The sequence below is a fragment of the Micromonospora sp. NPDC005163 genome (genome assembly GCF_053599835.1).
On record NZ_JBSFYP010000015.1, the window covers coordinates 89442 to 107023 of the forward strand.

Annotated in this window: 16 protein-coding genes; 7 read left to right on the plus strand and 9 right to left on the minus strand. The window is 73.3% G+C overall.

Features of this window, described 5'->3' with window-relative positions:
• The first annotated feature begins 17 nt into the window (after positions 1-17).
• Both ACWD6N_RS13345 and ACWD6N_RS13350 read left to right on the plus strand, forming a co-directional pair.
• Complete coding sequence (locus ACWD6N_RS13345; RefSeq protein WP_354966570.1) at positions 18-1874, plus strand: acyl-CoA dehydrogenase; 1857 nt, start codon at positions 18-20, stop codon at positions 1872-1874.
• A 191-nt stretch (positions 1875-2065) separates the two neighbouring features.
• Positions 2066-2335 carry a DUF6458 family protein gene (locus ACWD6N_RS13350; RefSeq protein WP_074315731.1) on the plus strand — a complete coding sequence of 90 codons (270 nt, stop codon included), beginning with the start codon at positions 2066-2068 and terminating at the stop codon, positions 2333-2335.
• Positions 2336-2377: 42 nt separating this feature from the next.
• Here ACWD6N_RS13350 and ACWD6N_RS13355 read toward each other — a convergent pair whose 3' ends face one another.
• Complete coding sequence (locus ACWD6N_RS13355) at positions 2378-2917, minus strand: SixA phosphatase family protein (protein WP_450004778.1); 540 nt, start codon at positions 2915-2917, stop codon at positions 2378-2380.
• A 112-nt stretch (positions 2918-3029) separates the two neighbouring features.
• Here ACWD6N_RS13355 and ACWD6N_RS13360 point away from each other — a divergent pair, with 112 nt between their 5' ends.
• A complete protein-coding gene (locus ACWD6N_RS13360; protein ID WP_354966442.1) occupies positions 3030-3317 on the plus strand; it encodes a DUF6458 family protein in 288 nt (95 codons plus the stop codon).
• A 70-nt stretch (positions 3318-3387) separates the two neighbouring features.
• On the opposite strand, the gene trhA is transcribed toward ACWD6N_RS13360, so the two are convergent.
• Positions 3388-4065: a PAQR family membrane homeostasis protein TrhA gene (trhA, locus tag ACWD6N_RS13365; protein WP_354966443.1), complete on the minus strand. Its 678-nt coding sequence runs from the start codon at positions 4063-4065 to the stop codon at positions 3388-3390.
• Between the two features lie 106 nt (positions 4066-4171).
• Between trhA and ACWD6N_RS13370 the strand changes: the two genes are divergently transcribed.
• Genes ACWD6N_RS13370 through ACWD6N_RS13380 form a run of 3 tightly spaced genes read left to right on the plus strand, consistent with a single transcriptional unit; the run spans position 4172 to position 6430 of the window.
• Positions 4172-4837, plus strand: a complete 666-nt coding sequence (locus tag ACWD6N_RS13370) for a 5-oxoprolinase subunit B family protein (RefSeq protein ID WP_354966571.1) — start codon at positions 4172-4174, stop codon at positions 4835-4837.
• On the plus strand, positions 4735-5697 hold the full coding sequence (locus ACWD6N_RS13375; protein WP_387325158.1) for a 5-oxoprolinase subunit C family protein: 963 nt from the start codon (positions 4735-4737) through the stop codon (positions 5695-5697). Before ACWD6N_RS13370 ends, ACWD6N_RS13375 begins: the two co-directional genes overlap by 103 nt.
• Positions 5681-6430 carry a LamB/YcsF family protein gene (locus tag ACWD6N_RS13380; RefSeq protein WP_354966445.1) on the plus strand — a complete coding sequence of 250 codons (750 nt, stop codon included), beginning with the start codon at positions 5681-5683 and terminating at the stop codon, positions 6428-6430. Before ACWD6N_RS13375 ends, ACWD6N_RS13380 begins: the two co-directional genes overlap by 17 nt.
• 54 nt (positions 6431-6484) lie before the next feature.
• Here ACWD6N_RS13380 and ACWD6N_RS13385 read toward each other — a convergent pair whose 3' ends face one another.
• The 7 genes from ACWD6N_RS13385 to ACWD6N_RS13415 form a co-directional block, all read right to left on the minus strand.
• Positions 6485-8317, minus strand: coding sequence for an NHL domain-containing thioredoxin family protein (locus tag ACWD6N_RS13385; protein ID WP_354966446.1), 1833 nt, complete (start codon positions 8315-8317; stop codon positions 6485-6487).
• Positions 8318-8457: 140 nt separating this feature from the next.
• Positions 8458-11193: an LppU/SCO3897 family protein gene (locus ACWD6N_RS13390; RefSeq protein WP_354966447.1), complete on the minus strand. Its 2736-nt coding sequence runs from the start codon at positions 11191-11193 to the stop codon at positions 8458-8460.
• Between the two features lie 337 nt (positions 11194-11530).
• Positions 11531-11668 carry a hypothetical protein gene (locus tag ACWD6N_RS13395; RefSeq protein ID WP_199723474.1) on the minus strand — a complete coding sequence of 46 codons (138 nt, stop codon included), beginning with the start codon at positions 11666-11668 and terminating at the stop codon, positions 11531-11533.
• Between the two features lie 218 nt (positions 11669-11886).
• A complete protein-coding gene (locus tag ACWD6N_RS13400; protein ID WP_354966572.1) occupies positions 11887-13341 on the minus strand; it encodes a dihydrolipoamide acetyltransferase family protein in 1455 nt (484 codons plus the stop codon).
• 5 nt (positions 13342-13346) lie between these two features.
• Positions 13347-14336: an alpha-ketoacid dehydrogenase subunit beta gene (locus ACWD6N_RS13405; protein ID WP_354966448.1), complete on the minus strand. Its 990-nt coding sequence runs from the start codon at positions 14334-14336 to the stop codon at positions 13347-13349.
• Positions 14336-15511 carry a pyruvate dehydrogenase (acetyl-transferring) E1 component subunit alpha gene (gene pdhA, locus ACWD6N_RS13410; protein ID WP_354966449.1) on the minus strand — a complete coding sequence of 392 codons (1176 nt, stop codon included), beginning with the start codon at positions 15509-15511 and terminating at the stop codon, positions 14336-14338. The genes ACWD6N_RS13405 and pdhA overlap by 1 nt, the downstream gene beginning before the upstream one ends.
• 644 nt (positions 15512-16155) lie before the next feature.
• On the minus strand, positions 16156-16812 hold the full coding sequence (locus ACWD6N_RS13415; protein ID WP_450004779.1) for a hypothetical protein: 657 nt from the start codon (positions 16810-16812) through the stop codon (positions 16156-16158).
• A 96-nt stretch (positions 16813-16908) separates the two neighbouring features.
• On the opposite strand from ACWD6N_RS13415, the gene ACWD6N_RS13420 reads away from it, so the two are divergent.
• Positions 16909-17532 (plus strand): phosphatase PAP2 family protein, encoded by a 624-nt coding sequence (locus ACWD6N_RS13420; RefSeq protein ID WP_354966451.1) that lies wholly within the window; start codon positions 16909-16911, stop codon positions 17530-17532.
• Positions 17533-17582: the final 50 nt, after the last annotated feature.

The following is a 17582-nucleotide window of genomic DNA, read 5'->3' on the forward strand; positions in this document are numbered from 1 at the left end:
AAGCGGGGCCAGTGAGCATGACCCACTACAAGAGCAACCTCCGGGACCTCGAATTCAACCTGTTCGAGGTCTTCGGGGCTGACCGGGCGTTCGGCCAGGAGCCGTACTCGGAACTCGACACCGACACCGCCCGCAGCTTCCTCGCCGAGGTCGACCGACTCGCCCGCGAGGATCTGGCCGCCAGCTACACGGACAGTGACCGCAATCCGCCGGTCTTCGACCCGGCCACGCACACCGCCCCGCTCCCGGAGTCGTTCAAGAAGTCGTACCAGGCATTCATGGACTCCGAGTTCTGGCGGCTGGACCTGCCGCCCGAGCTGGGCGGCACCAACGCGCCGCGCGCTCTCTGGTGGGCCCTCGCCGAGCTGGTGCTCGGGTCGAACGCCCCGGTCTGGATGTACGCCTCCGGCCCGTCCTTCGCCCACGTGCTGCACGTCGAGGGCACCGAGCGGCAGAAGAAGTGGGCCAAGCTCTTCATCGACAAGCAGTGGGGCTCCACGATGGTGCTCACCGAGCCGGACGCCGGCTCGGACGTGGGCGCCGGCCGCACCAGGGCCATCCAGCAGCCGGACGGCACGTGGCACATCGAGGGCGTGAAGCGCTTCATCACCTCGGGCGAGCACGACCTGACCGACAACATCGTCCACTACGTGCTGGCCCGCCCGGTGGGCGTCGAGGGTGTCGGCGGCCCGGGCACCAAGGGGCTGTCGCTCTTCGTGGTGCCGAAGTACCACTTCGACGAGACCACCGGCGAGCTGGGCGAGCGCAATGGCGTCTACGCCACCAACGTCGAGCACAAGATGGGCCTGAAGGTCTCCAACACCTGCGAGGTGACCTTCGGCGAGCACGGTGTGCCGGCCAAGGGCTGGCTGCTGGGCGACAAGCACGACGGCATCCGGCAGATGTTCATGATCATCGAGTACGCCCGGATGATGGTCGGCACCAAGGCGATCGCCACCCTCTCCACCGGCTACCTCAACGCCCTGGAGTACGCGAAGAACCGGGTGCAGGGCGCCGACCTGATCCAGCAGGCCGACAAGACCGCGCCGCGCGTCACGATCACCCACCACCCGGACGTGCGCCGCTCGCTGCTGCTGCAGAAGTCGTACGCGGAGGGCCTGCGCGCCCTGGTCCTCTACACCGCCACCTGGCAGGACCGGATCGCCATCGCCGAGGCGGCCGGCGACGAGAAGGCCACCAAGCTGGCCAAGCGGGTCAACGACCTGCTGCTGCCGCTGGTCAAGGGTGTCGGTTCGGAGCGGGCGTACGAGCTGCTCGGGCATGAGGCGCTGCAGACCTTCGGCGGCTCCGGCTTCCTCCAGGACTACCCGCTGGAGCAGTACGTCCGGGACGCCAAGATCGACACCCTGTACGAGGGCACCACCGCCATCCAGAGCCTGGACCTGATCTTCCGCAAGATCGTCCGGGACAACGGCAGGGCGCTGATGGCGGTCGCCGGCGAGATCCAGGAGTTCATCTCCTCCGAGGCGGGCAACGGCCAGCTCAAGGAGGAGCGGCAGGCGCTCGGCAAGGCGCTCGCCGAGATCCAGAACATGCTCGGCGTACTGACCGGTTGGCTGGGCGAGGCGCAGGGCGGCGACACCCGCGCCCTCTACAAGGTCGGGCTCAGCAGCCGGCGGTTCCTGCTGGCCATCGGCGACCTGGTGGTCGGCTGGCTGCTCCAGAAGCAGGCCGACGTGGCGCTCACGGCGCTGGCCGGTGAGGTCTCCGCCACCGACAAGGCGTTCTACACCGGCAAGGTGGCGGCTGCCCGGTTCTTCGCCCGAGAGGTGCTGCCGCGCATCGGCGCGGACCGGCGCATCATCGAGGGTGCGGACCTCGACATCATGGACCTGCCGGAGGAGGCCTTCTGAGCGTGCCCGGCACGCCTGAAGGTTCCGAGCGTCATCCGACACCGACGGCCGGTGGGGCATCTGCCCCGCCGGCCGTCGCGCTGCCCGCTATTCGGTGGCCCGACCCCGGTAGGCCGGCAGCGGGGCGGGTAACCGTCGCGTGGTCACGACAGGGAACGCCCAGAGCCACCGCACGGGGGAGTGCAGCGCACATGGGTGTAGGAAGCGGGATCTTTCTCATCGCGATCGGCGCCATCCTGACGTTCGCGATACGAGCCAACGTCTGGTGGATAGACCTGCGCGCGGTCGGCTGGGTGTTCATCCTGGCGGGGCTGGCCGTACTGCTGACCACGCTCTGGTTCTGGCAGGACCGGCGTAAGCGGGCCCGAACCCTCATCGTCGAGGAGAATCGGCTCTCGCACCCGACGGCGATGATGCCGCCGCCGCCCGACCCGCCGCCGCCGACCGCGCCACCCTCCTGAGCCGCGTACGCCCGGGCCACCCGTCGACCATCGGCGGGTGGCTCAGCCGCGTGCGACGTGCCGTGCGATGACCGGTGCCCGAGCCGGGGCCAGCTCCGTCCAGCTCAGCGCGCCGCGGTGCACCGCCAGTTCGGTGGTCCGCAACCCCTCCGTGTCCGCCCCCTCCGTGTCGAGAAGCGCGGAGAGCAGCGAGATGCCCGGATTGTGGGCGATCAGCAACGCCGTCCGTGCCGCCGCGTCGATGGTGCGGACCAGCGCCAACAACTCCTCCGGATGGGCGTCGTACGCGCCGGGCTCGTAGCGGACGGTCGGGCGGGGACCGGCTGGGCCGCCCTCCGGTGGCGAACCGGTCATCCCCATCGCCACCCCGTGCCAGGTCTGCCGGGTCCGTAGCGCCGTCGAGCAGATCACCACGTCCGGCAGCAGCCCGTTGTGGGCCAGCCAGGCACCGGCCGCCGCCGCGTCGGCGTGCCCCCGCGCGGAGAGCGGCCGGTGGGCGTCGTCGGTCCCTTCGCCGCCCTGCTCGGCCTTCGCGTGCTGGAGCAGCACCAGAGTCCGTGTCTCGGGATGGGCGTCCGTCATACCCCCAGCTTGCCCGATTGGCGATCTCCGTGCCGGGGTAAGTCGATGGGTGCCGCACCCCTACCGACGGCCGCGGCGCGACGTACGCCAGGTTGGAGCCGAGGAGCGAGACATGGGCATTGGTGGCAGCATCTTCCTGATCGCGTTGGGCGCGATCTTCGCATTCGCCGTGGAGGCCGACCTGGGCTGGCTGAACCTGGCCGTGGTTGGCTGGGTGCTGATGCTGGCCGGCGTCGCCGGCCTGCTCGCCACCCTCTACTTCTGGAACAGCCGCCGCCGCACGGTGGTCGCCGCGCCGGTCCGGGAGGACCGCGTCGTGGCCGACCGCGTGGTGCCGGTCCAGGACGACCGGGTCATGCGGGAGTACCGCGAGGTGCGCCGGCCGGGTCGGCCGGTCTGACCCCACGATCACGCGTTCCGGGGTCCCGCAGCGTCGCGGGGCCCCGGCTCGCGTCCTGTGCCGGTCGGGGTCAGGCGAACAGCGCGAAGTAGATCGCGATGTGGTGGCACAGCGCGGCCAGCAGGGTGCAGGCGTGGAAGAACTCGTGGTGGCCGAAGACGGTCGGCCACGGGTTGGGCCGGCGCAACGCGTAGAAGACCGCGCCGACGCTGTAGATCGCGCCGCCGACGATCAGCAGCACCAGCGCCGCGACGCCGCCCCCGTGCAGGATCTCCGGCAGCATGGCCACCGACACCCAACCGAGCGCCAGGTAGAGCGGCGCGGAAACCCAGCGTGGGGCGTGCGGCCAGACCACCTTGAGCGCCACGCCGGCCAGCGCACCACCCCAGACCAGGGCCAGCATCACGGTGGCCGGTCGCGGCGCGAGCAGCAGAGCGCAGAACGGGGTGTACGTGCCGGCGATGAACAAGAAGATCATCGAGTGGTCCATCCGGCGCATCACCTGGTAGCCGCGCTCGGACCACACGCGACGGTGGTACAGCGCGCTGGTGCCGAAGAGCCCGCAGACGGTCAGGCTGTAGATGACGCAGCTCACCAGGGGTGCCCACCCCGGCCGGGTGGCGGCGATCGAGCACAGCACGATGCCGCAGACCAGGGCGACGAAGAAGGCGTACGTGTGCAGCCAGCCGCGCATCCGGGGCTTACCGATGTCGACCGGCTTCAGTCGAAGCGGGGCGGAGGTGGTCACGACATCAGGTTACGGCACCGTAGGTTACTTGCAAGTAGTCGCGCTGGTGACGCCCGGCACCGTCCCCGTGAACACCCGCCGGCACGACATCGGCGAGGATGAACGGATGCGGATCCGACCCGCCGGGGCGCACGCCCTGCTGCTCGACTTCTCCGCGCCCGCCGACGCGACTCAGACCGACCTCGTCGACGCGTGGCGGGCCGAGCTGTGGCGCCGCCGCGAGCGGGGCGAACTGGCCGCCGTCGAGATCGTGCCGGCCGCCAGCACCGTCCTGCTCGACGGCCTGCCCGACCCGGCCGCCACGGCCGACCTGCTGTCCCGGTGGGCACCAACGGTCGCCACGGCCGTCAACCACACCGCAGGCGCGGCGGAACGGATGCGCGAGCGGGGCTCTGACGAGGTCGTCGTCCCGGTCGACTTCGACGGGCCTGACCTGCCGGCGGTCGCCGAGCACTGGGGGGTCGACGTGCCGGCCGTACCGCGCCGGCTGACCGGCACCCCGTTCCGGGTCGCCTTCTGCGGCTTCGCCCCCGGGTTCCCCTACCTGACCGGGCTGCCCGCCGAGTTGGCGCTGCCCCGCCTGGCCACCCCGCGCCCCCGCGTGCCGGCCGGCTCGGTCGCCCTGGCCGGCCCGTACGCCGGCATCTACCCGAGCGCGTCCCCCGGCGGCTGGCTGCTGGTTGGCCGGACCGAGCTGGTCCTCTTCGACGTACACGCCGACCCGCCGGCCCGGCTCGGCCCGGGCACCCGGGTCCGGTTGGCGGCGGCGTGACCCGTCCTGCCGAGATCGAGGTGCTCCGCGCCGGCGCGCTCACCACCGTGCAGGACCTGGGCCGGCCCGGCTGGGCACACCTGGGCGTACCCCGGTCCGGGGCCCTCGACCCGGCGGCCCTGCGGCTGGCCAACCGGCTGGTCGGCAACCCGGAAGGGGCCGCCGGCCTGGAGATCACCCTGACCGGCTGCGTGCTGCGGCTGACCCGGGCCACCACCGTGGCGGTCACCGGAGCCGAAGTGCCGATCCGTGCCGGTGACCGACCCGGCGACACCGGACGCCCGCTCACCGTGCCGGCCGGAACGGTGCTGCGGATCGGCCCGGCGCGTCGGGGCGTACGGAGCTGGCTGGCCGTGGCGGGCGGGATCGAAGTGCCGGCGGTGCTCGGCAGCCGGGCCACCGACACCCTCTCCGGGCTGGGGCCGTCCCCGCTGCGGGATGGCGACCGGCTGCCGCTCGGCGAGCCGGTCGGCGAGCCCGCGCCGGTGGACGTGACCGTGGGCCCCGCACCTGCACCGGAGCTGCACCTGGCCCTGCACCGAGGTCCCCGCTACGACTGGTTCACCCCGACCGCGTTCGACCGGCTGCTCGGCACCCCGTACACCGTCAGCCCGGTGAGCAACCGGGTCGGCGCGCGGCTCACCGGCGCGCCGCTGCCCCGCGCGGTCGCCGGCGAACTGCCCAGTGAGGGCATCGTGCTCGGCGCGGTGCAGGTGCCGGCGGACGGACAACCCCTCATCTTCCTCGCCGACCACCCGACCACCGGCGGATACCCGGTCATCGGGGTGGTCAGCGACGCGACCCCGCTCGCGCACGCCCGGCCAGGTACTACCGTCAGATTCCATGGACCTCAACGCTGACCTGGGCGAGGGATTCGGCATCTGGCGACTCGGCGACGACGAGGCGCTGCTGGACCTGGTCACGTCCGCCAACGTCGCCTGCGGCTTCCACGGCGGCGACCCGTCCACCATGCGGCGGGTCTGCGAGGGCGCGGCGCGGCGCGGGGTGGCGGTGGGCGCGCAGGTCGGCTATCGCGACCTGGCCGGCTTCGGCCGGCGGCACATCGCGTACGACTTCGCCGAGCTACGCGACGAGGTGACCTACCAGCTCGGGGCGCTCAGCGCGTTCTGCCAGCTCTTCAACACCCGGGTCCGCTACCTCAAGCCGCACGGGGCGCTCTACCACGCGGCCGCCATCGACGAGTCCCAGGCGGCGGCGGTGGTCGCCGCGGTGACCGGCCACGACCCCGAGCTGCCCGTGCTCTGCATGCCCGGCACCACGCTCGCCCAGCTCGCCGTCGGCGCCGGCCTGCCGGTGGTCGCCGAGGCCTTCGCCGACCGCGGCTACCTGCCCAACGGGGTGCTGGTGCCCCGCGGCACCCCCGGCGCGCTCATCACCGACCCCGACGAGGTGGCCACCCGGGCGATACGGATCGCCACCGAACGGACCGTGGTGGCGGTGGACGGCACCGTCATTCCCTGCCCGGCGGACTCGATCTGCGTACACGGCGACACACCCGGCGCGGTCTCCGCCACCGAGCTGGTCCGCGCCACGCTGATCGACGCCGGTGTCCCACTAACCCCGTTCGCGTGAAAGGAAGGGCCCCTTCTTATCGGATTTTGTTGTACAAGGGGCCCTTCCTAACAGCTAGGAGTCGAGGCCGCGCAGCACCAGCGGAAGCCGGGCCGCGGCGCCGTCGACCACGCGGACCGGAACGCCCCAGTCCTGGCGGGTCAGGTGGCAGGCCGCGTGCTCGACGTCCGCGTCGCAGGTCGCCGCCTGCGCGGTCACCTGGAGCACCCCGCCGGTCACCTCGCCGTTGAGCACCAGCCGGCGGGACAGCTCGGTGCCCGTGCCGGCGCCCTCCACCAGCAGCTCGGGCGGGGACGCGGACACCACCAGCCGGGTCGACGGCCCGTACGTCTCGTCCAGCTTCTGCCCCGGCGCGGGGGTGAAGACGATGTCGAGGGTGACCTCACCGGCCGCGACGTCGGTGGGCTTCCGCTCGGTGCGGTGCCGTGGGCCGTCCACCGTGCTGGCACCGGCCGTCGACAGCGAACCCGGGGCCAGCCGGGTCAGCCGGTGCGCGGCGGACTCCACGACCAGCACCTCGCCGGCCGGGGTGAGGACCAGATCGCTCGGCTCGGCCAGCCCGTCGGCGACCGTGGACACCTGACCGGTCGACGGGTCGAAGCGGCGCACCGCGCCGTTGTAGGTGTCCGCGATCAGCACCGAGTCGTCCGGCAGCGCGCACACGCCCAGCGGGTGCTGGAGCAGCGCCGACTCCGCCGGCCCGTCCACGTGACCGAAGTCGAACAGGCCCTGCCCGACGGCGGTGCCCAGCACCCCGTTCTCGACGTACCGAACGGCGCTGGTCTCGCTGTCGGCGATCCAGAGCCGGGTGCCGTCGGCGGAGACGGAGAGCCCGGACGGCTGCGCCATCCACGCCTCGGCGAGCGGGCCGTCGCGCAGTGCCTCGACAGTCGTGCCGGCGTACATGCCGGCGGTCCGCTTGATCGGATCGAACCACCAGAGCTGGTGGATGCCGGCCATCGCGATGATCAGCTTGTCGTCGTACCAGGCCAGGTCCCACGGTGAGGAGAGATCCACGGCGAGCGCGTCGTGCGCGTGGTCGTCGACCGAGGCGCGCCACTGCTTGCCGCTGCCGGCCACCGTGACCACCTCGCCGGACGCCAGGCGTACGCCGCGCAGCAGGTGGTTGACCGTGTCGGCGACCACCAGGTCGTAGCCGGCCACCTCGGCGACCTGCCGTGGCAGCACGCAGAGCCCCTGCGGCTCGGAGAAGGTCGCCGCGCCGGCCGGCCCGTCGGCCCGGCCCCGCTCACCCGAGCCGATCCGGCGCACCGGCGTCTCGCCGTCCGGAGCCAACTCGACCAGGGAGTGCCGGGCCGAGTCGGAGACCAGCAGGTTGCCGTCCGCCAGCACCACCGCCTTGCCTGGGAAACGCAGCGTGGTCTCCGGTGCCGGCGGCGGGACGTACGGGCCGTCGCCCCGGTGCAGGGTGCCCTTGGCCTCATGGGTCGCGATCAGCTCGTCGATCAACCGGGCCAGCCCTTCGGCGTGCCCCTCGCCCGCCATGGTGGCCACCACGTACCCCTCCGGGTCGATCACCGACAGGGTCGGCCAGGCCCGGGCCGCGTACTGCTGCCACATGTCCAGATCGGGATCGTCGAGTACGGGATGGTGCACCCCGTACCGCTCCACGGCGGCGGCCAGCGCGTCGGCGTCCTTCTCATGCTCGAACTTCGGCGAGTGCACACCGATCACGACGAGCACGTCGCCGTACTTCTCCTCCAGCGGACGCAGCTCGTCGAGCGCGTGCAGGCAGTTGATGCAGCAGAAGGTCCAGAAATCGGCCAGGACGATCTTGCCGCGCAGGTCGGCGAGTTTGAGATCGCGTCCACCGGTGTTCAGCCAGCCCCGACCCCGCAGCTCGGGAGCCCGTACTCGTGCACTCATGCCCCCATCGTGCCTGATCACCGGCCCGTCACCGGCCGGAGGGGGCGAGCCGCCCAGATCCGGGCGCGTACGCCTCATCCCCGCTGGTGGGACGACGACGGCGGGGCCACGGTCACCCGTGGCCCCGCCGTCGGTTCGCGTTACTTGGTGGCCGGCTTGAGGCAGAGCACCCGGTTGGTGCCGTCGCCGGGCAGCACCACGTGCGGCTGGGCCGGATCGGCGCACTTGTCCTTCGCATCCACCTTGGAAACGATGGTGAACGCGCCCGCCTCGCCACAGTCCACCGCCGAGGCGCCCTGGCCGGACTGCTTCACGCAGGTGCCGACCGCCGGGTCGAAGGCCGGCGTGTCGTCCCCGCCGAACTTGCCCAGCAGCATCAGCAGGCCGAGCGGCACCGCCAGGATGAGCACCGCGGCGATCAGCACCGCCGCCAGCACGCGGCCGTTGCGCACCTTCGGCACCGGTGGCTCCGCCTGCGGCTGGTCGGCGTCCGGCTTGTACGCGTCGAACCGGCCCTGGTCCGACTCGCCGGCTGCCTGGCCCCACGATGGTGCAGGCTGCTGGGGCGCCGGCGGGAAGGCCGGCGGCGGGAAGCCGCCGCCCGGTGCCGGCTCGGTGGACTGCCCCCCGAAGCCGGGGCCGCCGAAGTTCGGGCCGCCGAAGCCCGGCGCGCTGTTCATTCCGGCGGTGCCGGCGACCGGTGACCCGGGGGCGCCGAACGGCTCGGCCGTGCGCTCGGCGCCGGCCTGCGGCCGGACCCCGTTCATCGGCCGGTTGCTGCCCGGGGTGTCGACGAACGACGGCACACCCGGCGGGAAGGCCGGAGGCGGGGACGCCGCCGCACCGAATCCGTTCGGAGCGGCCGGCACGTCCCGGTCGTCGAAGCGCGGCTCGGCCGGAGGTTCGCCGCCCCACGCGGGGGCGGCACCCTGTCGCTCCGGGCCGTTCTGCCAGTCTTGTGCGCCCGGGCGCTCGGCGCCGTTCTGCCAGTCGGGTGCGCTTGGGCGCTCGGCGCCGGTCTGCCAGTCGGGTGCGACCTGCCGGTCGGGGCCGTTCTGCCAGTCCGGTGCGCTCGGGCGCTCGGGACCCGGGGCGGCCTGGAACGCCTCCGGCGCCGCCTGCTCCGGCTCGTTCTCCGGCTCGGGGCGGGGCGGGCGACCGTACACCCGGGGCTGCGGCGCGGGCGCGCCGGCCGGTCGTACGGCCTGGTCGGTGGGGGGCATCACCCGGCTGGCCAACGGAACCGATGCACTCGCCGACGCCCGGCCGGCCGCCGACTCGGCATCCGGCGCCGGTACTACCGCGCGGCCTGCTCCGGCCTCCGGGGAGACCCGCGGGGCGGGCACCACGGCGCCGGCCGCCGGAGCCTCCTCGGCCCGGCCCCAGCCGGCCGGCTCCGCCTCGTACTGCGCGGCGGCGTCCGGGTTCTCCCGCTCGGCGTACGCCGGCTGCTCGGAGGCAGCGCCGTACTGGGCCGGCGGCCCGTAGTTGGCCGGCGGTGCGGCAGCCAGGCTGGCCCCCGGCACGCGCTGCTCCTGCGGGGGCAGTGGCACGGCGTTCGCGGGCGAGATGCCCGGTGCGGGAGCGGGCTGGTAGACCGGCGACTCGTCGCCCCGGCCCGCCTCCCACTCACCGCGGGACTGCGAGGCTTCCGCCTCGGCGCGACCCCATACCTCGCCGGGCGCCCACGGCTGGGCGTCCGGCACGCCGGCGCTGCCCTGGGCGGCGTTGTCGGGGGCGGCGGCCCAGGCGGGCGTCCCGTCGTTGCTGGGAACGCTGGCACTGGCCCGGGCCGGGGTGCCGGTGGCGTCCGCGGTCCATTCCGCCGATTCCGGCCGCTCGGCCGGCTGGTCCTGCGGCGAGAGCACCCAGTCCGGCTGCTGCGGACGACCCTCGGCGCCACCCCAGGCGGCGGGCTGCGCGGCCTCGTCCTGCTTCACGTCGGTGCCGTCGCCCCACCCGCCGGGCTGCGCCGGCTGCTGCTGTCCGGCCCAGCCGCCGGAGCGGGCCGGGTCGTCCTGGCCGGGCCAGTTCGGCGCCGGCGCCTGAGCCGGCACCTGAGCCGAGCCCCGGGAGGCGGCCGCCTCGGCCTGGCCCCACCCGGGGGCCGCCTGCTCGGTCGACTCGGCGGGCTGGCCCCAGGTCTGTGGTGACTGCTCAGCCGGCGTCCACATCGGCTGATCGCCCTGACCGGCGGCGCCGGTGGCCCAACCGGCGCCCTGCGCCGACTCTGCCTGCTGCGACTCGCCGCCGCGCCAGTCGCCGGCGGGCGGGTTGGCCTGCGCCGCTCCGCTCCAACCGCCGGAGCGGGCCGGGTCGTCCTGCTGGGCGTCGGCGTTCCAGCCGCCGGAGCGGGCCGGGTCGTCCTGAGCCGGCCAGGCTGCGGTGGCGGGCGGCACCTGCGCGGCACCCCGCGCGGCCGGCTGGGCCTGCGCCCACTCGGGCTGCTCGGCGCCCCCGGGGGTCCACCCGGGTGCGCTCTGCTCGGCTGGCGTCCAGCCCTGCTGCTGGGCGGCCCACGGGGCGGGCTGCGTGTGGTCGGGTGCGCCACCCGCGCCGGTCCAGGTGCCGGGCTGCTGCGGCGGCTCGTTCGCGCCACCGCCGGTTGCCCAGGCGGGCTGCGCCGGCTCGGTGGGCTGCGGCGCGGCGGCGGCACCCCAGGCGGGGTTCGGCTGCTGCTCAGACTGAGCGGCCCATGCCGGGGCCGGCGGGTTCGGCCGCGCCGGCGGCGGGGGTGCCCAGCCCAGGTCGGGGCCGGCGGCGTTGTAGCCGTTGTCCGGCTGCGCCGGGCGGTCGCCGTACGGCGCCGGTCCGCCGGCGCCCGGTGACACCTCGTCCGGCTCCTGGCCGGGGCGGTGCGGGCCCTCGGACGTCATCGGTGCGCCTCCTCCATCACATGTCGGCCGCCGGTGCCGATCGGTCTCCTCGGCATGGCTGCCGGCGTCACCGGCGTGCCGGGCTCCCCGCACCGTATCCGGTGACCACACGGGGCGTCCAAGGAGCACCGGTCGTCACTCCGCGTGGCCGGTCGGTGTCGAGCAGCTTCTATCGGCTCCGCCGGTGCCGGCCCGGCGGGCGGCGACCGAAGCCCACCGTACCGGGCGCTGCCGCACGGCGGAATCCCGGTGCCGGGAGGGGAGGAAACGCCGATGGCCCGCCCGGTCGGCCGGGCGGGCCATCGATCTGAAGGAGGTGAGGAATGTCGGTGGAGCGTCAGCCCATGTGACGCTGGGCGATGATGAGGAGTTCCTCGCGGACGGCCGGCGAGTTCGCCGAGCGCAGCGCGTGCTCGATGGCACGGGCGCGGCGGGTGGCGTCGCGGTGACTGCGGATTCGCTCGATCATGCTCATTGGGGGTGTCCTCCTGGCTATTCGGTTGTCGGCCCCTGATGCATCTATTGAACCGCAGAACCCGGCTAACTTCCATCGATTGTTAGGTGAGTTGGGACACCTGCCTAACAATCAAAGGTCTGAGGGGTGTTTCGCCGACGGTTTCGTCGCCCAACGGACACGGCCGGTGTGCCGGGCGTTAACCCGTGGCACACCGGCCGTGGCTGGCGTTCGGACGATCAGGTCCAGGCGAGCAGCGCCGCCTCCGGATCGGCGAGGAAGTCGCCGATGTCGCGCAGGAACTTCGAGCCCAGCTCACCGTCGATGATCCGGTGGTCGAAGCTCAACCCCAGCGTGGTGACCTGGCGCGCCTTGACCTTGCCCTTGTGCACCCAGGGCATCTCCCGCACCGCGCCGAAGGCCAGGATCGCCGACTCACCCGGCGGCAGGATCGGCGTCCCGGTGTCCACCCCGAACACCCCCACATTGGTGATGGTCAGGGTGCCGCCGGACATGTCCGCCGGCGAGGTCCGGCCGGACTTCGCCGTCTGCACCAGGTCGTTCAGGGAGTCCGCCAGCTCGCGTAGCGAGAGCCGGCCCGCGTCCTTGACGTTCGGCACGATGAGGCCACGCTCGGTGGCCGCGGCGATGCCGAGGTTGACGTACTCCTTGACCACGATCTCGTCGCCGGCCCAGGTCGAGTTGACCATCGGGTGCCGCTTGACCGCCAGGAGTACGGCCTTCGCCACCAGCAGCAGCGGCGAAACGCGGACGTCGCGCCACTCCCGCCGGCCGCGCAGCCGGTCGAGCGCCTTCATCGCCCGGGTCACGTCGACGGTCAGGAACTCCGTCACGTGCGGGGCGGTGAACGCCGAGCGGGACATGTTCTCGGCGGTGAGCTTGCGTACCCCCTTGACCGGGATGCGCTGCTCGCGGTCCGCGCCGAAGCTGGCCGCGCTCGTCGCCACCGCCGCCGCCCTGATCGGCTCGGCCACGGCGCCACTCGCCGCCTGCTGCACGTCCTCCCGGGTGATCGAGCCCAGCGGACCCGACCCGGTCAACGTGCTCAGGTCAACCCCGAGGTCCTTGGCGAGCTTGCGCACCGGCGGCTTGGCCAGCACCAGCCCGCCGGTCACCGCAGCGACCGGCGTCGGCGCGGCCACCGGCTGCGGAGCCGGCGCGACCGGCGCCGGAGCGGCCGTGGGCGCCACTGCGGCCTGCGCGGGGACGCCACCCTTGCGGGGGCGGCGCTTCGCGGCGGTGGTACGCGGGCCGTAGCCGACCAGGACCGCGGTCCGCCCACCCGGGGCGGGGCCGCCGATCAGACCGGGCTCGACCATGCCCTCGGCCGGTGCCACCTCGACGGCTGCCAGCGAGGCCGCCGACGGGGTGGGCAGGTCACCACCGGGCGTGGCCGTGGTCGACGGCGCGTCCAGCGGGCCGGCGCCCGGGTCGGTGTCGATCGCGATGATCGGCGTACCGACCTCGACCGTGGTGCCCTCCGGGTGGAAGATCGCCTGGACCTGGCCGGCCCACTTCGCCGGGATCTCCACGGCCGCCTTCGCCGTCTCCACCTCGACGATCGGCTGGTTCAGCTCGATGGTGTCGCCGACCTTGACCAGCCACGACAGGATCTCGCCCTCGGTCAACCCCTCGCCCAGGTCGGGCAGGTTGAACTCCTTGATCCGGGACATGCCGCTCACCAGCCGAAGGTGCGGTCGACGGCGTCGAGCACCCGGTCGAGGTCGGGCAGGTACTCCTCCTCCACCCGGGCGGCCGGGTAGGGGGTGTCGAAGCCGGTCACGCGCAGCACCGGCGACTCCAGGGAGTAGAAGCACTCCTCGGTGATCCGGGCGGCCAGCTCGGCGCCGAGGCCGATGTTGGACGGCGCCTCGTGCACCACCACCGCACGGCCGGTGCGCTTCACCGACTCGTAGGCCGCGGCAAGGTCCAGCGGGGAGAGCGAGCGCAGGTCGATGACCTCCAGCTCCCGGCCGTCCTCGGCGGCGGCGGTCGCCGCCTCCAGGCACGTCCGGACCATCGGCCCGTACGCCAGCACGGTCACGTCGGTGCCGGGCCGGACCACCCGGGCCGAGTGCAGCGGGTACGCGTCGGACAGCGGCGCGTCCAGGTCGACCTGCCCCTTCTCCCAGTAGCGCCGCTTGGGCTCCAGGAAGACGATCGGGTCGTCGGAGGCGATGGCCTGCTGGATCATCACGTACGCGTCCTGCGGGTTGGCGCAGGACACCACCTTCAGGCCGGCGGTGTGCGCGAAGTACGCCTCCGGCGACTCGGAGTGGTGCTCGACCGCGCCGATGCCGCCACCGAACGGGATGCGGATCACCATCGGGATGCTGAGCTTGCCGCGCGAGCGGTAGTGCATCTTCGCCACCTGCGACACGATCTGGTCGTACGCGGGATAGACGAAGCCGTCGAACTGGATCTCGCAGACCGGCCGGTAGCCACGGATGGCCAGACCGACCGCGGTGCCGATGATGCCGGACTCGGCCAGCGGGGTGTCGATCACCCGCTGGTCGCCGAAGTCCTTCTGGAGCCCGTCGGTGATCCGGAAGACGCCGCCGAGCTTGCCGACGTCCTCGCCCATGATGACGACCTTGGGGTCGTTCTCCAGGGCGCGGCGCAGGCCGGTGTTGAGGGCCTTGCCGAGGGTGAGCGTCTCCGTGGCCATCAGTGGGCGCTCCCCTCGAACGACTCCATGTACCGGCTGAACTGCGCGCGCTGCTCGTCGAGCAGCGGAGACCCGTTCGGGTAGACGTGGTCGAACATCGTCACCGGCTCGGGGTTGGGCATGGCGAGCACACGCTCGCGCAGGTGCACCGACTCGCGGCGGGCCTGCTCGTCGACCTCGGCGAAGAAGTCCGCGTCGGCGATCTGCTGCTTCTCCAGGAAGACCTTGACCCGGGCGATCGGGTCCTTGGCCTTCCACGCCTCGACCTCGCTGGCGATCCGGTAGCGGGTCGGGTCGTCGGAGGTGGTGTGTGCGCCCATCCGGTAGGTGTACGCCTCGATCAGGCTCGGGCCCTGCCCGTGCCGGGCGTTGTCCAGCGCGGTGCGGGTGACCGCGTACGTGGCCAGCACGTCGTTGCCGTCCACGCGGATGCCGGGGAAGCCGAAGCCGGCGGCCCGCTGATAGAGCGGGATCCGGGTCTGCCGCTCCAGCGGCTCGGAGATCGCGTACTGGTTGTTCTGGCAGAAGAAGACCATCGGCGCGTTGAACACGCCGGCCCAGACGAACGCCTCGTTGACGTCACCCTGGCTGGTGGCCCCGTCGCCGAAGTAGGCGATCACCGCTTCACCGTCGTTGGTGCCGGTCTTGCCGTCCATGGTGATGCCCATGGCGTAGCCCGTCGCGTGCAGGGTCTGCGCCCCGATCACGATCGTGTACATGTTGAACTTGAACTCGTTCGGGTCCCAGCCGCCCTGGTCGACGCCGCGGAACAGGCCGAGCGGCATGATCGGGTCGATGCCGCGGCAGTAGAGGACGCCGTGCTCCCGGTAGGTCGGGAAGGCCATGTCCTGGGTGCGCAGCGCCCGCCCGGAGCCGACCTGCGCCGCCTCCTGGCCGAGCAGGCTGGCCCAGATGCCCAGTTCGCCCTGGCGCTGGAGCGCGGTCGCCTCGGCGTCGAGCTTGCGGACCAGCACGAGGTCGCGGTAGAGCCCGCGGTACTCCTCGTCGGTGAAGTCGACGCGGTACTCGTTGCCGTCCGGCCCGGTGACGCTCTCGATCCGCTCGCCTTCGGGGGTGAGCAGCTGCACGAGCTCGGGGTCGCCGGCCGCGCTCTTCCTGGAGCGGGGTGCTGCCCGCCTGCTGCGGGTGGTGCCCCCGGGGTCGCCCTTTGCCATCCGTCTCTCCCTGTCGTGTCTGCGTCGGCACCGGGGGGTCACCCGGCCGCGCAACTCGTGCGCCTGTCCGGCTGCTGCCGGACCGGTTCCTGGCGGCCGCGCCTAGCCCCGGTGGGGGTTGCCGCGCGGCATGAGCCGGATTCTGGCCGAACCCGGTTCGGGAGCGCCGGCGCTCAACCGCGCCTGCCGCGAGGGTGCGCGGAGGTCACGGCTGCGTTGCCGTCGTGCTCCATATTCGCAGAGCAGGTGAGCGCGCCCACAGTACGCCCGCCCCACGTTCCGACCGCCCCCCGTTTGAGGTCGTTTGTCGCCATCGTGCCCGACGGTGCCAACCAGGCGTTACGGCGATGGTTCGTCACCGTTCGGCCCGTCTCCGCGTGTCGACACGCAGTGGAGGTTGGCTGACGGACGGTAACTGGGCGAGGCTGTTTCCCGCAGGATCGCGCCGATCGGGTGATTTGCCGGGGTTCTCCAGCCGGCGACGTCCATCCGCGCCCTCCGACGGCTGACGACAAGGGGTGTGTGGTGTACGAGCCAGGTGACGGTCCCGGCACGCCCGCACTCGGTCGGCAGCGGTCGGCCGACGGCTACCGCCGGGTGGTCGGCGCGCACCGCGCTCCCGGCGCCGGCGGCCCCTCCCGGGGCTACCTGCTCACCGTCGCGCTGCTGGCCGGCACCGCGTCGATGCCCATCCTCGCCGCCATCAGCGCGGGCTCGGCCACGCCGGGCAGCACCGCGCTGCCGGACAGCAGCACCCCGTTCATCCCGACCCCGTCGGTCGGGCCGGTGGTGATCCCGGTGCCGGCGACCAGCCAACCGGCGCTCCCGCCACCCGCCACGCCCGACGTCGGTCCGACCGCCACCGCCGGCTGGCTACCCACGGCTCCCCGACGTGACCAGGACCGGACGGACCCGGGCCCGACCGAGGCCGATCCGGGGCCGGTCCGCGTGGTGCCCCCGCCCTCGCCGAGGCCCACCCGGGGTACGCCCCCGGCCTCGCCCCCGACCAGCCCGTCCCCGGCACCCTCGCCGACCCGCCCGCCGGACCCGAGCCCGACACCGACCCCGACACCGACCCCGCCGTCGACCCCCACCGTGACCGACTCCCCGACCGCGACCGCCGTGCCGACCAGCACCCTGTCCGAGCCGGTCACCACGACCACGACACCCGCCACGACCACGCCACCCGCCACGCCCAGTTCATCGCCGAGCCGGCCCCACCCGACCGTCGCGACATCCCCGACGTTCCCGGCCGACCGACCCACCCCCACGGCCAGTCCAACGCCGCTGGCCGGACACACGTACTCCACGGTGTCCCCGGCGGTACGGTGACGGTCAGGCGCGACCGACCCGGTGCCGGCGGCGGTCGGCGATAGGGGCGTACCGGAGGGGGTGGCGTGGGCGGCGGTGCGGAACTCCGCCCGGTCACCGCCCGGCAGGGGCCGGGGCTGCGGATCGCCCGGCTGGTCACCGAGCTGACCGCGCCCGCCGTGCTGGTGTCGGTGCTGATGGTCACCGTGAGCTGGCACAGCTCCCGCAACCCTGGTCACGGCCTGGCGTGGGGTCTGCTCGCCACGCTCTTCGTCACCGGCATTCCGTTCGCCTACATCGTCGGCGGCGTACGCCGTGGCCGGCTCACGGACCACCACATCGGTCGCCGGGACCAGCGCCGGGTGCCGTTGCTGGTCGGCCTCGGCTCGGTCGCCGCAGGGCTGGCCCTGCTCGCGGTGCTCGGAGCACCCCGTCCGTTGCTGGCACTGGCGGTGGCCGGGCTGGCCGGACTGGTGGTCGCCGTGTCGGTGAGCCACTGGTGGAAGATGTCGATCCACTCGGCGGTGGCCGCCGGCACGCTGATCATCCTGGTGCTGACCTTCGGGACCGAGCTGCTCGTCGCCGTGCCACTGCTGGGCGTGGTCGGCTGGGCCCGGGTGCGGCTACGGGACCACACCGTGGCGCAGGTGCTGGCCGGCGGCGTGCTCGGCGCAATTATCTCCGGAGTGGTCTTCGGTCTGCTGCGCTGACCGGGCCGGCGCGGTGACCGGGTCCGCTGTGCCGGCGGGGTCCGGGCGGG

Bases quoted from the DNA above. Each gene is read 5' to 3' on its own strand.
- ACWD6N_RS13345 (WP_354966570.1), top strand. From the start codon at position 18: ATGACCCACTACAAGAGCAACCTCCGGGACCTCGAATTCAACCTGTTC.
- ACWD6N_RS13405 (WP_354966448.1), bottom strand. From the start codon at position 14,336: ATGGCCACGGAGACGCTCACCCTCGGCAAGGCCCTCAACACCGGCCTG.
- ACWD6N_RS13350 (WP_074315731.1), top strand. From the start codon at position 2,066: ATGGGTGTAGGAAGCGGGATCTTTCTCATCGCGATCGGCGCCATCCTG.
- ACWD6N_RS13360 (WP_354966442.1), top strand. From the start codon at position 3,030: ATGGGCATTGGTGGCAGCATCTTCCTGATCGCGTTGGGCGCGATCTTC.
- ACWD6N_RS13380 (WP_354966445.1), top strand. From the start codon at position 5,681: ATGGACCTCAACGCTGACCTGGGCGAGGGATTCGGCATCTGGCGACTC.
- ACWD6N_RS13390 (WP_354966447.1), bottom strand. From the start codon at position 11,193: ATGACGTCCGAGGGCCCGCACCGCCCCGGCCAGGAGCCGGACGAGGTG.
- ACWD6N_RS13370 (WP_354966571.1), top strand. From the start codon at position 4,172: ATGCGGATCCGACCCGCCGGGGCGCACGCCCTGCTGCTCGACTTCTCC.
- pdhA (WP_354966449.1), bottom strand. From the start codon at position 15,511: ATGGCAAAGGGCGACCCCGGGGGCACCACCCGCAGCAGGCGGGCAGCA.
- ACWD6N_RS13385 (WP_354966446.1), bottom strand. From the start codon at position 8,317: ATGAGTGCACGAGTACGGGCTCCCGAGCTGCGGGGTCGGGGCTGGCTG.
- ACWD6N_RS13400 (WP_354966572.1), bottom strand. From the start codon at position 13,341: ATGTCCCGGATCAAGGAGTTCAACCTGCCCGACCTGGGCGAGGGGTTG.
- ACWD6N_RS13395 (WP_199723474.1), bottom strand. From the start codon at position 11,668: ATGAGCATGATCGAGCGAATCCGCAGTCACCGCGACGCCACCCGCCGC.
- ACWD6N_RS13355 (WP_450004778.1), bottom strand. From the start codon at position 2,917: ATGACGGACGCCCATCCCGAGACACGGACTCTGGTGCTGCTCCAGCAC.